9 protein-coding genes are annotated in these 15,928 nt (G+C 67.0%); 8 read left to right on the top strand and 1 reads right to left on the bottom strand.

The window, feature by feature from the left end; all coding sequences use genetic code 11:
• Positions 1–31: 31 nt before the first annotated feature.
• Positions 32–2,653, bottom strand: coding sequence for a DNA mismatch repair protein MutS (gene mutS / locus ACE026_RS15550; protein WP_486039727.1), 2,622 nt, complete (start codon positions 2,651–2,653; stop codon positions 32–34).
• 321 nt (positions 2,654–2,974) lie between these two features.
• Here mutS and ACE026_RS15555 point away from each other — a divergent pair, with 321 nt between their 5' ends.
• The 8 genes from ACE026_RS15555 to ACE026_RS15590 all read left to right on the top strand — a co-directional run.
• Positions 2,975–3,832: an HpcH/HpaI aldolase/citrate lyase family protein gene (locus tag ACE026_RS15555; RefSeq protein WP_486039728.1), complete on the top strand. Its 858-nt coding sequence runs from the start codon at positions 2,975–2,977 to the stop codon at positions 3,830–3,832.
• An 85-nt stretch (positions 3,833–3,917) separates the two neighbouring features.
• Positions 3,918–6,356 (top strand): sodium:solute symporter family protein, encoded by a 2,439-nt coding sequence (locus tag ACE026_RS15560; RefSeq protein WP_486039729.1) that lies wholly within the window; start codon positions 3,918–3,920, stop codon positions 6,354–6,356.
• A 93-nt stretch (positions 6,357–6,449) separates the two neighbouring features.
• Positions 6,450–7,331, top strand: coding sequence for a LysR family transcriptional regulator (locus ACE026_RS15565; RefSeq protein ID WP_102789143.1), 882 nt, complete (start codon positions 6,450–6,452; stop codon positions 7,329–7,331).
• Between the two features lie 243 nt (positions 7,332–7,574).
• Positions 7,575–9,749 (top strand): TonB-dependent receptor, encoded by a 2,175-nt coding sequence (locus ACE026_RS15570; protein WP_486039730.1) that lies wholly within the window; start codon positions 7,575–7,577, stop codon positions 9,747–9,749.
• 99 nt (positions 9,750–9,848) lie between these two features.
• Positions 9,849–11,168, top strand: a complete 1,320-nt coding sequence (locus tag ACE026_RS15575; RefSeq protein ID WP_486039731.1) for a serine hydrolase domain-containing protein — start codon at positions 9,849–9,851, stop codon at positions 11,166–11,168.
• On the top strand, positions 11,165–12,118 hold the full coding sequence (locus tag ACE026_RS15580) for a ribokinase (RefSeq protein ID WP_486039732.1): 954 nt from the start codon (positions 11,165–11,167) through the stop codon (positions 12,116–12,118). Before ACE026_RS15575 ends, ACE026_RS15580 begins: the two co-directional genes overlap by 4 nt.
• 37 nt (positions 12,119–12,155) lie before the next feature.
• Positions 12,156–14,345, top strand: coding sequence for a formylglycine-generating enzyme family protein (locus tag ACE026_RS15585; RefSeq protein ID WP_486039733.1), 2,190 nt, complete (start codon positions 12,156–12,158; stop codon positions 14,343–14,345).
• On the top strand, positions 14,342–15,928 hold a 1,587-nt coding region (locus ACE026_RS15590), incomplete at its 3' end, for a glycoside hydrolase family 127 protein (RefSeq protein WP_486039734.1). The genes ACE026_RS15585 and ACE026_RS15590, both read left to right, overlap by 4 nt.

Raw genomic sequence — 15,928 nt, forward strand, 5'->3', positions numbered from 1 at the left:
GAGCGGGCCCGCGGCCGGCACTACCGGATCGTCAGAGCAGCGTCTTCAACCGGTACAGCGCTTCCAGTGCCTGTTTCGGGGTGAGCTCGTCCGGATCGATCGCGGCCAGCGCATCCTGCGCGGCGGTGTTGGGCGCGTTGAACAGGCCGAACTGCTGCGGTGCATCCAAGGCCTGCGCGGCCACCACGGCGGACTGGGTCTCATGGCTGCGCTGCTCCAGCTCGGCCAAGCGACGACGCGCTTGTGCCACGGTGGATTTCGGCAGGCCGGCCAACGCGGCCACCTGCAGGCCGAAGCTGCGGTTGGCCGGGCCATCCTTCACGGCGTGCATGAACACCAGCGCGTCGCCGTGTTCCACCGCATCCAGGTGCACGTTGGCGATGCCGCTGGCGCCGCCTTCGTGCTGTTCGTCGGCCAGTGCGGTCAACTCGAAATAGTGCGTGGCGAACAGCGTGTAGCAGCGGTTCTGGTAGGCCAGATGCCGTGCGACGGCATCGGCAAGCGCCAGGCCATCATAGGTGGACGTGCCGCGGCCGATCTCGTCCATCAGCACCAGCGACTGCGCGCTGGCGTGATGCAGGATGTAGCTGGTCTCGGCCATTTCGACCATGAAGGTCGACTGCCCACGGGCCAGATCGTCGCCGGCACCGATGCGGGTCAGGATGCGGTCGATCGGGCCGATCACCGCGCGGCTGGCCGGCACGAAGCTGCCGATGTGGGCCAGCAGCACGATCAGTGCGTTCTGGCGCATGTAGGTGGATTTACCGCCCATGTTCGGGCCGGTGATCACCAGCATGCGGCGGTCCGGATGCAGGTCCAGATCGTTCGGCTCGAACGGCTGCTCGCGTACCGCTTCGACCACGGGATGACGCCCGCGCTCGATCTTCAGGCACGGCCCGGTCTCCAGTTCCGGTCGCGCCCAGTCCAGCGCCTGCGCGCGTTCGGCGAAGCCGGCCAGCACATCCAGTTCGCTCAGCGCGGCGGCACACTGCTTGAGCGGCTCCAGCCCGCTGGCGAGGATGTCCAGCAGTTGTTCGTACAGGAACTTCTCGCGGGTCAGCGAGCGTTCCCGCGCGGACAGCACCTTGTCTTCGAAGGACTTCAGTTCTTCGGTGATGTAGCGCTCGGCATTGGTCAGGGTCTGGCGGCGCGTGTAGTGCACCGGCGCCTTCTCCGACTGGCCCTTGCTGATTTCGATGTAGTACCCGTGCACGCGGTTGTAGCCGACCTTCAGCGTGGCGATGCCGCTGCTGATGCGCTCGCGCTGTTCCAGATCGATCAGGAACTGGTCCGCATGCGTGGAGAGGCGACGCAGCTCGTCGAGCTCGGCGTCGTAGCCTTCGGCGATGACGCCGCCATCGCTGAGCTTCAGCGGCGGGGTCGGGGCGATCGCGCTGGCCAGCAGGTGCGCGCATTCGTCATGCGAGCCCAGTGCGTCATGCAGCGCGACCAGGCGCGGCGAGTCCAGCGGTGCGAGCACCGCGCGCACCTCGGGCAGCAGACCCAGGCCATCGCGCAGCGTGGAGAAATCACGCGGGCGCGCCGAGCGCAGCGCCACGCGGGTGAGGATGCGTTCCAGATCGCCCAGCGCACGGAAGGCATCGCGCACGTCGCCCTCGGCGCCGCGATCGATCAGCGTGGCAACCGCATCGTGACGGTGCACCAGCACTTCGCGCAGGCGCAGCGGGCGATGCAGCCAGCGCCGCAGCAGGCGACCGCCCATCGGCGTCACCGTGGTATCGAGCACGCCGAGCAGGGTGTTGCGGGTATCGCCATCGACGCGCGTATCCAACTCCAGATGGCGGCGCGTGGCCGCGTTCATGGCGATGGCTTCGCTCGCGGTTTCGGTGGCGATCGCGGTGAGGTGCGGCAGGCGTTGCTTCTGGGTTTCTTCGACATAGCCCAGCAGGGCACCGGCGGCGGCGGTCGCGCGCGGCTTGTCGTCGATGCCGAAGCCGGTCAGGTCATGCAGCTTGAAGAAATTCAGCAGCTGGCGGCGGCCGCTGTCGGCATCGAACAGCCAGGGCGCGCGACGGCGGATGCCATTGCGGTACTGCAGGAACGCGGGCCAGTTCTCTTCATCGGGCACCAGCAGCTCGGCCGGTTCCAGGCGGGCCAGCTCGGCCTCCAGCGCATCGTCCGAATCCACCTCGTTGACCAGGAAACGGCCGCCGGCCAGATCGGCCCACGCCAGGCCATAGCCGTTCTTGCCCCGCGAGAGGGCCATCAGCAGCGTATCGCGGCGCTCGTCGAGCAGCGCTTCGTCGGTGACGGTGCCGGGGGTGACGATGCGCACCACCTTGCGCTCGACCAGGCCCTTGGCCAGCGCCGGGTCGCCGATCTGCTCGCAGATCGCCACTGACTCGCCCAAGGCGACCAGACGCGCCAGGTAGCCTTCGTAGGCATGCACCGGCACGCCGGCCATCGGGATCGGCGCGCCGCCGGAGCTGCCGCGCTGGGTCAGGGTGATGTCCAGCAGCCGCGCCGCCTTGCGGGCGTCGTCGTAGAACAGCTCGTAGAAGTCGCCCATCCGGAAGAACAGCAGCAGGTCCGGGTAGTCGGACTTGGCGGCGAAGAACTGCTTCATGAGCGGGGTGTGCTCGGCGGTCCCCTTGCTGTCTTTGGCTTTCAGTTTGGAATCAGTGGTTTGCAAGAAACGTCCTTACGAATACGGGCGGTCGATCCGGGCCGTGCGCGGCTGGCAGGCCGGCCGTCATCAAGGCGCCCAGTTTAAGCTGAGCCATCGGAAATTCCCCGGCCGCGGCTCAAACGCACCAGGAAGGGCAGGGGCGCGGGGCGGCAATGCCGATGGCAGGATGGGCCGCCCCGCGGTGCCGCGCGGTGCTGTTCGCTGGCCCGGCCGTCACCATCGGCACTCCCCCGATCGATACAAAAACTATCCAATGAATGTCCGGGGCCGCACTTTTTACGGGCTTTTAATTCTGCAGACTGCGCGGGTTGATGAGGGAAAACCATGCGTAGCAAGCTGTTCGTCCCCGGGGGCCGCCCGGAACTGTTCGACAAAGCCATGGCCAGCCAGGCCGATGCACTCTCGTTCGATCTGGAAGACTCGGTTCCCGAGGCCGGCAAGGCCCAGGCGCGTGCCCACGTCGCCGACGTCCTGCGACGCGCGGCCACCCAGGCCAGCGGCAAGCAGTTGATCGTGCGCACCAACGGCACCGGCAGCGCGCAGTTTGATGCCGATCTGGCGGCCGTGGCACTGCCCGGCGTGAGCCTGCTCAATCTGCCCAAGATCGAATCGGTCGCCCAGTTGCTGGTGGCGATCGCCCAGCTGGAGCGGGCCGAGCAGGCCAATGGCGTGGAGCGCCCGATCGGCCTGCTGATCAACATCGAAACCCCCAAGGCGCTGCGCACGGCCGCCGAGCTGGCCACCGCCCATCCGCGCGTGGCCGGCCTGCAGCTCGGGCTGGGCGACCTGTTCGCGCCCAATGGCATCCACCGTGAGCTCAGCAACGTGCATGCCACGCTGTTCGCGGTGCGCCTTGCCGCGGCCGAAGCCAATGTCTTCGCCTGCGATGGCGCCTTCCCGGACGTGACCGATACCGAGGGCTTCCTGGCCGAGGCACGGATCGCCCAGCAGCTGGGCTTCATCGGCAAGAGCTGCATCCACCCGCGCCAGGTGGGGCTGGCCAATGCCACCTTCAGCGTGCCGCCGGCGATGCTTGAGGAGGCCCGGCGGATCGTCGCTGCTTCGGCGAGCGCCGCCGACAACGGCCACGGCGCGTTCCTGTTCGAAGGCCGGATGATCGACCTGCCGTATCTGCGCCGTGCCGAGGCCCTCCTTGCCGCGGCCTCTCGTCCGGTCGCCTGACGGCGACAACCGGATGCATCGACCCCTTTCTCATTCCTGCGCGACGGCCTGCATCGGCCACGCCGCGCTCTTTCCGGGTGATTCCATGCTCAAGCCTGTCCCGTTCGCCTTCTTCCCGTCCTTGCTCCGGCGGTGTGCACGCTCGGCGCGCCTGCTTGCTGCCGCAGTGCTGCTCACCGGCAGTGGCGCGGTCGCCGCCGAAAGCCTGACCACGGTCAGCTCGGGCAGCCTGCCCGCACTGCCGGCACCGGTATCGGCGGCCGGGCTCCTCCACGTGGACGGGCGCATCGTTGCGCTCAGCGAAGGCCATGGCTGGGCACTCAGCGCGGACAACACCGCGTGGGAGCCGCTGCAGGTGCCAGCGGCGACGCCGGGCAGGGTAGTGAAGGCAAGCGCCAGCGTCGCCGGGCGCACCTACCTGCTGGACGGACCGGACGTGCGGAGCGATACGCTGCAAGCGCTGACGTTGCGCGCCGGCGCGCTGGTTCTCGATCCTCCCCTGCCGTTGCCGCAGCCTTTGAGCAGCGCTCAACTGGCGGCGTTCAACGATGCGCTGTTCCTGATCGGCACCGACGCTGGCGGCGTTACCCAGTTGTATCGACGCGGGGCGGCGGCCGCCTGGCAGCATCTTGAGCAGGTGCCGGCTTCCGGTGTGCCGCATGCATTGCAGGCGCAGAAGGGCGCGCTCTACCTGGCCACCGGTGTGGCTGACCAACCCGACCAGCTGTGGCGCCGCAACGTCGACGCCAGCTGGCAGCAGGTCGCGTCGCCGGACGGCACGATCGTGGCCGGCTCGATGCGCGCGCTGGGCCAGGCGCATCTGCTGATGCTGGTGAAGGACAGCAGCGGCGTGACCCACGCGCGCACCTTCCACACCATCACCGACGCATGGACGACACTGGAGACACCGATTGCCGCAGCACCGCAGGCCGTCACGGCGTGGGGCAACGGGCTGGCCTGGGCAACCGCGGGCGCTACCGGCAGCCAGTTCCAGTACGCCGAACTGCAGGGCGGCAAGCACCTGCTGCGCTGGCTGGACTGGACGGTGATCGGCGTCTACCTGCTGGCCATGCTCGGCATGGGTTTCTACTTCTATCTCAAGGACCAGAACGCCTCCACGGCGGACTTCTTCGTCGGTGGGCGCTCGATTCCGTTCTGGGCGGCCGGCATCAGCCTGTATGCCACCAACACCAGCTCGATCAGCTTCATCGCCATCCCGGCCAAGGCCTTCGATACCAACTGGCAGTACCTGACCAACAACCTGATCGCGGTCGTCGGCCTTATGTTCGTGGCGGTCTGGATCGTGCCGCTGCTGCGTCGGTTGGACCTGATGAGCGTGTTCTCCTATCTGGAAACCCGCTTCCACCCGGCGATCCGCATGCTGTCCAGCGCACTGTGCATCGTGATGCAGATCGGCAGCCGCATGAGCGTGATCCTGTTCCTGCCGGCGCTGGCGATCTCCACCATCACCGGTGTGGATGTGGTCTGGTCGATCATGCTGATGGGCGTGTTCACCATCATCTACTCCACTGTGGGCGGCTCCAAGGCGGTGATCTGGACCGACGTGGTGCAGGTGATCGTGATGTTCGGCGGCGCGCTGTTCGCGATCGGCTTCATCTTCCTGCAGACCGGCGGCGACATGCCGCAGCTGCTCAGTGCGGCCGCGGCGGAGGACAAGACCAAGCTGTTCGATTTCAGCTTCGACCTGACCAAGGCCACGGTGTGGGGCTTCATCTTCCTGGTCGTGTTCGATGTGGTACTGACCTTCCCGAAGGACCAGGTGCTGATGCAGCGCACCTTGTCCACGCGTTCGGACAAGGAAGCCGGGCGATCGATCTGGGCATTCGCCGCCATCATGATTCCCGGCGGCTTCGTGTTCTACGGCATCGGCACGGCCCTGTGGATGTACTACCGCAACAACCCCGAGCGCCTGAATCCGCTGCTGCCGATCGATGCGACCTTCCCGCTGTTCATCGCCGCCGAGCTGCCGGCCGGCGTCACCGGGCTGATCATCGCCGGCATCTTCGCCGCGGCGATGTCGACCCTGTCGAGCATCATCAACTCGATCTCGACCCTGGTTTCGGTGGATTTCTACCAGAAGCTGGTCAAAGACCCGAACGAGAAAACCGCCGTGCGCGTGGCCGAATGGTCCGGCGTGGGCGTGGGCCTGATCGGCATCGGCATCGCGCTGGTGATGAGCCGCTATGACATCCATTCGCTGTTCGATGTCTCCATCGAACTGGCCGGCCTGCTCGGCGGTGGTTTTGCCGGTGCCTACACGCTGGGGATGTTCACCCGCAGGGCCAACGCGCCCGGCGTGGCGATCGGTGTGGCCGGCTCGATCCTGATCACGCTGGTCTGCTGGAGCATGGACCTGGTGCACCCGTACTTCTACCTGGCGATCTCGATCCTGTTGTGCATCGTGATCGGCTACGTGGCCAGCCTGTTCTTCCCGGCGCCGACCCGCTCGCTGAAGGGGCTGACCATCTACCGCGATACCCCGGCCGAAGCGGCAGCCCCATGACCAGCACCGTTGAGGCGCCGGCGCACGGGCCATTGGTCCAATCGCATTGCGCCAGTGGCTCGTGTAGGTTGCTCACGCGCTGAGAGGTAATCCGTGGAAACCCAGTTCCTGAGTACGTTCGTAACGGTGGTGGACCGCGGCTCGATGGCTGCCGCGGCCCGCTCGCTGCATATCACCCCGGCCGCGGTCGCCCAGCAGATCCGCACGCTGGAACGTGAACTCGGCGCGCCGCTGATCGCCCGCGCCGGGCGCACCGTCAGCGTCACCGAGGACGGCGCGCGCATCCTGCAGCGGGCGCGCGACCTGTTGCGCCAGGTCGCTGACCTGCGCAGCGTGGCCAACGAAAACGACCTGGCCGGCGAGCTGCGGCTGGGCGCGTGCCCGACCGCGCTGGCCGGCCTGCTGCCGGACATCCTGTCGCGGATGGTGGCGACCTTCCCGCAGATCAACGTCTTCATCAAGCCGGGGTACTCGGCCGATCTGTACCGGGCGGTGGAGGCCGGCGATCTGGATGCGGCGATGGTGCTGCAGGCCCCCTTCGCGCTGCCCAAGACCTGCAAGTGGCAGCAGCTGCGCGAAGAACCGCTGGTGGTGCTGGCGCCGGCCCATCTGGGCAGCCGTGACCCGCACGAGCTGCTGCGCGAGCAGCCGTTGATCCGCTACGACCGCCACGAATGGGGTGGTCGCCTCGCCGATGACTACCTGCGACAAGCTGGAATCGTGCCGCGCGAGCGGTTCGAGCTCAATGCACTCAACGCCATCGCGGTCATGGTCGACCGCGGGCTGGGCGTGTCACTGGTGCCGGATTGGGCCAAGCCATGGCCGGAAGGGTTGAACGTCGTGCGCATTCCCTTGCCGCAGTGCAGCGAACCGCGCCGGATTGGCGTGGTCTGGTCGCGTTCGTCGGTGCGCATCCGCCTGGTGAACGTGTTGCTGGAGGAAGCGCGCGTCGCATTGACCGAGCCGCAACGCTGACACCACGGGTTTTCGCGCGGTGCGCGGTGCGAAGCGAAACAAATCCTAGGCTTTGAACATACCTGAGCACAGTTCTATCGCCATGACGGCGCGCCTAGGCTCTCGCCTCGTTGCCGGACAGGACGTGGAGACCCGCAAGGGAACCGCATCGACCGGCGGAAGGGCGAAAGCCCACGCGCGTCATCGGTGGCGACGGCTCCCCGGCCGGCTGTCCCGCATTTCCTTTTTGGGGGGGAGAAACGAATGATCAAGCCACTTTCCGCGGCCATCAGCACTGCACTGTTCGCCTGTGTCATCAGCCCAGCCATGGCGCAGAGCACGACGCCCACCGATCTTGACCAGGTGATCGTGACCGGCAGCCGGACCCCGATCTCGATCGAGAAGGTCCCCGGTGCAGTGACCGTCGTGAACCAGGAACAGGTGCAGCGCACCCTCAACCTGACTGAAGACGCCACGGCCGTGCTGGCACGCATGGTGCCGGGCTACTCCGAATCCTCCCAGGCGATGAGCAACAGTGGCGAGACCCTGCGCGGCCGCGTCGCGCTGCGCCTGTTCGACGGTGTGCCGCAGGGCTCCCCGCTGCGCGAAGGCAGCCGCAACGGCACGTTCACCGACATGGGCGTGATCGGCCGCATCGAAGTCATCAACGGCCCGTCGGCCGCCGAAGGCATCGGTGGTGCCGGTGGCGTCATCAACTATCTCTCCAAGAATCCGGAAGTGGAGGGCCACCAGACCACGGTCAGCACGCGCTACGGCACCCAGTTCAAGGATGACAGCGGCCAGTCCAAGATCGGCATCACCCACACCTTCAAGGGCGATGCGGCCGACTTCCTGATCAGCGGCGCTTACATCGACCGCGGCATCGCCTACGACGGCGACGGGCGCCGGGTGGGCTTGAACACCTCCGGCTCGCTGTCCGATTCCTACAGCAAGAACCTGTTCCTCAAGGGCGGCTACAACTTCGGCGAGGGCCAGATGCAGCGCATCCAGGCCAGTTACAGCAACTTCCATATCGGTGGGAAGCACAACTACATTCCGGTTGAAGGCTGCCGCTACGACGCCGTGGAGTGCCCGGTGCCGAGCACCAATACCGCCGAGAAGGGCTCGATCAAGGATTCGCTGGCCGAGTTCAACGATTTCGAACAGTTCGCTGCCAAGTACACCCATGCCGATTTCTTCGGCGGTGACCTGAGCGTGGATCTGTACTGGGCCAAGCAGGCGATGCGCTATGTGCCGGAGAACGGCACGGACCGCCAGCTGGTCAAGCCGGCACCGCCGGAAGACCAGCGCATCTGGGACCAGTCGGAGATCAACTCCGAGAAAAAGGGTCTGCGCGCGGCCTATGCCTACAGTGGCCTGTTCGCGGTGGAGGGTCTGCGCCTGCGCACCGGCCTGGACCTGGTGGAAGACACGGCCGAACAGCGCCTGGCGTTGACCGACCGGGTCTGGGTGCCGCCGATGAAGTACACCAGCCTGGCACCGTACGCGCAGCTGAGCTGGGACATCGGCCCGGTGACGCTGGATGCGGGCATCCGCCGCGAAGATGGCCAGCTGGAGATCGACAGCTATACCACCACCGCCTACCGCGACTTCACCCCGGTGCAGGGCGGCAAGCTCGACTACAAGGCCAACCTGCCCAACTTCGGCGCGATCTGGCGCATCACCGATGCGTGGTCGGTGTTCGCTTCTTACTCGGAAGGCTTCGGTATCGCCAACGTGGGCATCCCGTTGCGCAACATCCAGGCCAACAGCCCGTGCAAGGCAGTGGCATGCATCGCCGATCTGCAGCCGCTGATCACCAAGAACAAGGAAGTGGGCTTCAACTGGCGCGGCGAGCAGGCACAGGTCGGGATGTCGGCTTACCGCTCGACGTCCGAGTTCGGCTCATCGCTGACCGTGGACAAGGTGACCGAGGACTTCATCCTCACCCGCGCCCCGACCCGGATCGAAGGCGTTGAACTGAACAGCGCCTGGACCTTCAACGACCAGTGGAAGGCGACGCTGCTGTACTCGCGGATCCGCGGCCAGACGCAGTACTACGACGGCTCGGGCCTGAACAAGGAGATGGGCATCCTCGATATCTCGCCGGACAAGGTCAATGCCTCGCTGACCTGGACGCCGAACGATCGCTTCGACGCGACGCTGGGCGTGAGCCGCACCTTCAGCCGCGACCTGCGCGAGACCTTCGTCAATCCGTCCAACGGCGCGGTCTATCTCAACGAGGAGGATACCTACGGCTACGCGCTGTGGGATCTCAGCATGAACTACGACACCGGGACCTACGGCAAGCTGTCGCTGGGCATCGAGAACCTGCTGGACAAGCAGTACGTGCTGACCTGGTCGCAGTTGCCGGGCTGGCAGAACTTCTTCTCCGGCCGTGGCCGCATGGTGTCGCTGACCCACACCTTCACGTTCTGACCGTCACCGCGGACCGGCGCTGCGAAACACTGCAGCGCCGGTCCGTTTTTATTGTCTTACCCTGTCATGACGTTACCGCCACTGACAGCAGGAGAGCGGATGTACTGGCCATCGCACGGACCGGCCCACGCCCGTCATTGCCGCCCCCGGGCACGCCTGGCCGTGTTCGCGTTGCTGATGCTGGCGGTGGGACAGGCCGCGGCGTCGTTGCCGGACCCGCCGAGCCTGACGGAAACGGCGGCTGCGTCGGCGCGCTTGCCAGCAGTCGATGCCTTCCTGCACGAATCGACCGGCCGCCAGGGCTATACCGGCGCGGTCGCGCTGGTGATCCACGATGGCCGCATCGTGCATGATGCCGCTTACGGTTGGCAGGACCTGGCGCATGCCACGTCCATGCAGCGTGACAGCATTTTCCGCATCTACTCGATGACCAAAACGGTGGCCTCGGTAGCCGCCATGATGCTGGTGGAGGAGGGCCGGCTGGATCTGGATGATCCGGTGGCGCGCCATCTCCCTGAGTTCTCACGCCTGCAGGTCTTCGCCGGGGGCACCGCCGCGGCGCCACAGCTGCGCCCGGCAGCGCAGACGCTGACCGTACGACATCTGCTCACCCACACCGCCGGCTTCGCGGCGGGCGGGGAGGGATTCGAGGCCGTCACCGAGCTGCTGGAACGACAGCAGGTGCAGGCCGCGGACAGCCTGGCCACCTACACCACGCGCTTGGCCCGCGTGCCACTGGCGACCGAGCCAGGCACACGCTTCCGTTATGACAGCACCTCCATCGAGGTCCTCTCGCGACTGGTGGAAGTGGTGGGTGGGCTGCCATTCGAGCAGTTCCTGCAACAGCGCATCTTCCGCCCGCTGGACATGCGCGACACTGGGTTCGTGGTGCCGGTGCGCGATCGCGCACGCGTGGTGGCGCTGACCACCATGGGCGAGCACGGTGATCTGGTGCTCGCCGATGAGGTGCATGCGCGGGTGCCCGGCAGTGCGCTCCGGCCCTATCCAAGCGGTGCCGGTGGTCTGTATTCCACGGCCGGCGACTATGGCCGGTTCGCGCAGATGCTGCTGGACGGCGGCCGCTACGGCGAGGTGCAGTTGCTTCGACCCTCCACCGTGGCCCTGATGATGCAGAACCAGCTGGTGCACACCGCCTTGCCCCGGCCGGTGACCGAGTTCAGCGATGCCGAGGGCTTCGGCCTGGGCGGTTCGGTGTTGCTGGATCCGGCCCTCAAAGGACGCACCGCTTCGGTGGGCGCGTTCGGCTGGTCGGGCGCGGCCTCGACCTATTACACGATCGACCCGGCACGCCGCCTGGTCGCGATTCTGATGCTGCAGCATCTCCCGGGCGGCAATGACGATCTGCCGCGCATCAGTACGACGTTCTACAACCGCGTTGATGAGGCGATAGACCCATGAGTAGTGCGGCACGTTCCACTGTCCTTGTCGCCGGCTCGGCCAATCTCGATTTCGTGGTGCGCGCCACGCATGTGCCGGCGCCCGGTGAGACGGTGCTGGGCCGTAGCTTCAGCACGTTCCCCGGTGGCAAAGGCGCCAACCAGGCCGTAGCCTGCGCGCGGGCCGGCGGTGTGCCGACACGCATGCTGCTGGCCGTGGGCGAGGATGATTTCGCCGCGCCGATCGAGGCGTCCCTGCGCGATGCCGGTGTGGCCCTGTCGACCGTGCGCGATCCTGCGCTGCCCACCGGTACCGCCTTCATCTGCCTGGCCGACACCGCCGAGAACGCGATCACGGTCGCGCCCGGTGCCAACCTCGGGCTTCGCGAGGAGCACCTGCCGGCACTGGAGGGCGTGGGCTGGCTGCTGCTGCAGCTGGAAACGCCCGTGGCCACCATCACCGCCTATGCCCGCCGCGCCCGCGCGGCCGGGCTCAAGGTCGCGCTCAACGCGGCACCGGCACAGGTCCTGTCCGATGCGCTGCTCGCGCTGCTGGATGTGCTGATCGTCAACGAAGGTGAGCTGGACGTGGTGGCCGGCCATCCCCCGGACCTGGCCACGGGGCTGGCGCGCGTGCCGGTGCCCTGCGTGATCGTGACCCTGGGGGCGCGTGGCTGCCTGGCCCGGGTGAACGGCGAGGTGCTGCTGCAGCCGGGGTTCCGTATCGACCCTTTGGACACCACCGCGGCCGGCGATACTTTCTGTGGCGCCCTGATCGCTGCGCTGGCGGACCATCAACCGATGGCCGAGGCGTTGCTGGCCGCCACCGCAGCTTCCGCGCTGGCCTGCACCCGGCTGGGCGCACAGGCGAGCATTCCCACCCGCGCCGAGGTGCAGGCGCTGCTGGCCGATCCCACGCGCGTTCCCGATGCCGCCGCCCATGCCGCGCTGGCGGCAGGGTGCGCGCGCTGATGTACCTCCTTTCCGTTTCCTGCTGGATGCCTTGCCCATGACCACGCCGTATCAGAGCCCCGACTACGACACCGATGCAGCCGACTACGGGCGTGAGGCGATCCGCACCGAGTACAAGTTCTCGCACGTGACCACCGGGCGTTACCTGCCGACGCCCGGCAAGGCGCCGGCGTGGCCCTTCGCCGATATCGGCAGCTGGATGATCGATGCCAATGCCAGCGCGGGTGATTGGCTGGAAGAACTCAAGGACTGGCGCCGCGAGCACCTGGTCCGGATCGGCTACACGGATGTGAACTATCGTCGTCCAGAGCTGCAGTGGGCGCAGCGCAACTTCGTGCATGCGCAGATGATGGTCGAAGACCGCTACTTCTTCGATGCCGCCACCGGGCAGTACACCGTTGATCGGTATCTGGACGATCTGACCGCACGGTTCGGCGGGCTGGATTCGGTGTTGATCTGGTACATCTATCCCAACATCGGTATCGATGACCGCAACCAGTTCGATCTGGCGCACGACATGCCCGGCGGCCTGGCGGGATTGAAGGCCGCGGTGCAGGCCTTCCAGAAGCGCGGCGTCAAAGTGTTCCTGCCGGCCAAGCCGTGGGACCACGGCACCCGCGACCCGGGCGTGACGCACTGGGATGGGCTGGCCGAGATCGTCAAGGCGGTCGGTGCCGATGGCATCAACGGCGATACCTTCAACGGTGTGCCGCGGGCGTTCTTCGATGCCTGCGATGCACGCGGCAATCCAGTGGTGGTGCAGCCCGAATCCACCATCAGTTCCGAAGAGCAGTTGATCTGGAACGTGCAGAGCTGGGGCAAGAAGGCGCCCGATGGCCCGGTGCCGCCCGTCTCCAAGTGGAAGTGGCTGGAGCCCCGCCACATGGTCAACTACGAGAACCGCTGGGGCCGCAACCGCAATCACGACCTGCAGTACTGCTTCTTCAACGGCATCGGCTACAACGCCTGGGAGAACATCTGGGGCGTCTGGAACCAGTTCACCCCGCGCGACGGTGAAGCGCTGCGCCGGATTGCCACGCTGTACCGGCAGTTCCCGCAGCTGGTGGTCTCGATGGACTGGGAACCGTACCAGGTCTGCCTGCAGGGCGGCATCTTCGCCAGCCGGTTCCCGGGCGAGGGGGTAGCGCTGCACACGTTGATCAACCGCAACGAGTACGCCGTGGACGGCGAGCAGATCGCGCTGCCGCATGCGCAAGGCACGCGTTACTACGATGTGTGGCATGGCCGCGCGTTGACGCCGCGGGTCATCGACGGCGCGGCGTACATCGAGCTGCCGATGGAAGCGCGCGGCTTCGGCGCGATCCTGAGTGTGGCTGCAGGTACCGCAGTCGAGGGTCTGGACGATTTCCTGGCGGCGACCGCCGAGCGCGCACAGCAGCCCCTCAACAGCTACTCCGCCGCGTGGAAGGCCGCTCCGCAGGCGCTGCTGGCGATCGAGAGCACGCCCCCGCAGGCCGAGGCGCCGACAGGCATGGTCACGATCCCGGCCGGCGAGTTCCTGTTCCAGGTGGGCGGTATCGAGATCGAAGGGTTCACCTGGGCCGGCCTGGATGTGCAGTACCCGTGGGAAGACTGCGCGCGCCGCCACCATCGCCGGCGGATGGCGCTGCCTGCGTTCCACATCGATCGCCACCCGGTCACCAACGCCGCGTTCAAGCGCTTCCTCGATGCCAGCGGCTACCGGCCGGCCGATGACCACAACTTCCTGGCGGACTGGAAGGACGGCGCGCCGCGTGCGGGCTGGGACAACAAGCCCGTCACCTGGGTCTCCATCGAGGACGCGCGCGCGTACGCGGCGTGGGCCGGCAAGCGGCTGCCGCATGCGTGGGAATGGCAGTACGCCGCGCAGGGCACCGATGAGCGCCTGTACCCGTGGGGCAACGCGTGGGATGCCGCATGCGTGCCGCGGGTCAATCGTGGCCGTCGCCTCACCCCGCCGGCGGATGTGGATGCGCATCCGCAGGGCACCAGCCCGTTCGGTGTGGAGGACCTGGTCGGCAATGTGTGGCAGTGGACCGATGAATTCAGCGATGCGCACACCCGTGCGGCCGTACTGCGTGGCGGCAGCAGCTATCAGCCGCAGACCTCGCACTGGTACTTCCCGCAGGCCTACCGCCTGGATCAGCACGGCAAGTACCTGCTGATGGGGCCATCCAAGGATCGCGCCGGCACGGTCGGCTTCCGTTGCGTGGTGGATGCGGCATGAACCGTCTGCATTCCGCCGCCCGCGGCATGACGCTGGTCCCGCCGCAACAGGTCACCTTGCAGGGTGTGCTGGGCGATGCCTTGGCAGCCAACCGCAGTGGGCGATTGAGCACGTTCGTCGTGGATGAGCACAGCGCGCCGATCAGCATCTTCAGCCAGGCGCACAAGCACCAGAACCACGAGGGCGACTGGTATGGCGAGCACGCAGGCAAGTGGCTCTCGGCCACGGCGCGCGCGGTGGCACAGGGCGGGCAGCCGCAGCTGGAGACTTCGTTGCGCCGCGTCGCCGACTGGTTGATCAGCCAGCAGGACGATGACGGCTACCTGGGCAACTATGCGCCTGAGCGCCGCTTCACCGTGCCACAGCCGCCCAAGCCGGAGAGCTGGAACGGCGAGCCGGCGTTGCGCACCTGGGACATCTGGACGCACAGCTATCTGATCCTTGGGTTCCTGGAAACGTGGCGCGCGCTTGGCAACGCGGCCTACCTGCAGGCCGCGTGCCGGATCGCCGACCTGTGCTGGCAGGCCCTGCAATCGGGCATCGACATCACCACGCTGGGCAACCACCACGGCATGTCCGCCACGGTACTGCTGGATCCAGCCGCCGATCTGTATCTGGTCACCGGCGAGCCGCGCTATCTGGCGCTGGCCGAGTGCATCCTGGCGCAGGCCAACGCCAACCCGAGGTTGGCGCTGCTGGACAAGGCACTGGCCGGCGAGGATGCGGCCTTCATCGCGACCGGCAAGGCCTATCAGCTCAGCTGGAACCTGGTCGGGCTGGCCAAGTTGTACAAGGCCACCGGGCATGACGACCATCGCCAGGCGCTGGATCATCTCTGGCACAACATCCGCGAGCAGCACCTCACGCTGGGCGGCGGGCCGTGGGGTGGGGTGGCGCACCGGTCGCGCGAGGTATTCAACGCGCCGCGCACCTTCTTCCCGCAGGCCTATGTGGAAACCTGCTCGGTACTGGCGTGGATGCAGCTCAACCGTGAGCTGCTGGCCATCACCGGCCACGCACGCTACGCCGACGAACTGGAGCGCACCGCCTACAACGACCTGCTGGCGGCGATGGCGACCAATGGTGAGGACTGGTGCTACTACACCTATCCCAACGGCCGGCGCGTGCACACCACCTACTGGCGCTGCTGCAAATCCAGCGGCGCGATGGCAGTGGAAGAGCTGCCACAGGTGGCCTATGGCATCGCGGCCGATGGTGGGCTGCGGGTCAACCTGTACGGGCCGGGCGAGGCCACGCTGCTGCACGCGCAGGCCGGTGCGGTGACCCTGCTGCAGGCGACCCGATTCCCCTTCGAGGGTGCGGTGACGATCACCGTGCTGCCCGAGTGCGTCGCCGAGTTCAGTATCGGCGTGCGCATACCGGGCTGGGCGATGGGTGCACGGATCGAGGTCAATGGGCAGCCCGAGGCGGCCGAGGCGGGCGCGGACGGGTTCGTGCACGTGCAGCGCACCTGGCAGTCCGGCGACACGATCTGCGTGCAGCTGCCGATGCAGCCTCGCCTGCACCGGGCCGCCAACATCAACGTGCAGGAATCGCGCGCGCCGGATGGCGCGCCGGTGGCG

Source organism: Stenotrophomonas sp. AGC87 (assembly GCF_057333975.1).

Bases quoted from the DNA above. Each gene is read 5' to 3' on its own strand.
- ACE026_RS15555 (WP_486039728.1), top strand. From the start codon at position 2,975: ATGCGTAGCAAGCTGTTCGTCCCCGGGGGCCGCCCGGAACTGTTCGAC.
- ACE026_RS15575 (WP_486039731.1), top strand. From the start codon at position 9,849: ATGTACTGGCCATCGCACGGACCGGCCCACGCCCGTCATTGCCGCCCC.
- ACE026_RS15585 (WP_486039733.1), top strand. From the start codon at position 12,156: ATGACCACGCCGTATCAGAGCCCCGACTACGACACCGATGCAGCCGAC.
- ACE026_RS15570 (WP_486039730.1), top strand. From the start codon at position 7,575: ATGATCAAGCCACTTTCCGCGGCCATCAGCACTGCACTGTTCGCCTGT.
- ACE026_RS15580 (WP_486039732.1), top strand. From the start codon at position 11,165: ATGAGTAGTGCGGCACGTTCCACTGTCCTTGTCGCCGGCTCGGCCAAT.
- ACE026_RS15560 (WP_486039729.1), top strand. From the start codon at position 3,918: ATGCTCAAGCCTGTCCCGTTCGCCTTCTTCCCGTCCTTGCTCCGGCGG.